Genomic DNA, 1,115 nt, shown 5'->3' on the forward strand with positions numbered 1-1,115 from the left:
GGTATCAACTATCCCAAAGGGGGGGTGGGGCAGATCGCCCAAAAGTTGGCCCAGGGGCTAGAGGTTCATGGCGGGCAGATCCGCTACAAAGCACCCGTGCGGCGGATCCTGGAAGAAAGAGGTCGGGCGGTGGGCGTAGAACTGGCCAGCGGGGAAAAGCTCTTTGCCCGCACAATCATCTCCAATGCCACCCGCTGGGACACCTTTGAGCGCCTATGGCCGGGATCCCTGCCCAGGGCGGAGCGGCAGTGGCAAAAACGCTACCAGCAATCCCCTAGCTTTTTAAGCTTGCACCTGGGGGTGCGGGCCGAGGCCCTGGCCGGCGAATGCCATTGTCACCACATTCTCCTGGAAGATTGGGATCAGATGGAGGCTGAGCAGGGCACCCTTTTCGTCTCCGTCCCCACCCTGTTGGATCCCGACCTGGCTCCCCCGGGCCGCCACATTGTTCATGCCTTTACCCCCAGTTGGATGTCCACCTGGCAAGGGTTGAACCCAAGCCAGTACCAGATCCAAAAACAGCAAGCCGCCGACCGCCTCATCCGCCGCCTGGAGGCCCTTTGGCCCCAACTGGGATCCCACATTGAACTGAAGGAGATAGGCACCCCCCGCACCCACCGCCGCTTTTTGAGCCGCAGCAACGGCACCTATGGGCCTATCCCCAGCCGGGATCCCTGGGGCTTGCTGGGCATGCCCTTCAATCGCACCGCCATCCCCAACTTGTACTGCGTGGGGGATAGCACCTTCCCCGGCCAAGGGCTCAATGCCGTTGCCTTCTCCGGCTTTGCCTGCGCCCACCGGGTGGCAGCGGATTTGGTTTAGGTTGCCCTTATCCTTGCTACTCCCTTCTCCCTCTGGGAGAGGGGCAGGGGATGAGGGTTGAGCGGCGCAGAGGGTTTGGGAGGCAGTTGATGGTCAATTCAAACAACAATGAGACGCTAGCCAGTAAGATAGCGTCCGTTCCCGAAAGCAGGCTGTAGGCCTTTGAATCAGGACATTGTCCAGAATCAACACAGATGTCCTCTTCAAACTCGGTATTCAGTATCTGATACATTTACGCTGAACACTGCTGAACATCACTGTTCAACTATGCAGCGATAGCATTCTGTTTGTTT

Annotated in this window: 1 protein-coding gene; it reads left to right on the forward strand. The window is 58.8% G+C overall.

Annotation, left to right across the window (positions count from 1 at the left end):
* Nucleotides 1-822: FAD-dependent oxidoreductase (locus tag NW837_RS14905; protein ID WP_414332369.1), on the forward strand; the 822-nt coding region annotated here is incomplete at its 5' end.
* Nucleotides 823-1,115 lie beyond the last annotated feature (293 nt).

It is taken from the genome of Synechococcus sp. R6-10 (assembly GCF_047461815.1).
Lineage (GTDB): Bacteria > Cyanobacteriota > Cyanobacteriia > Thermostichales > Thermostichaceae > Thermostichus.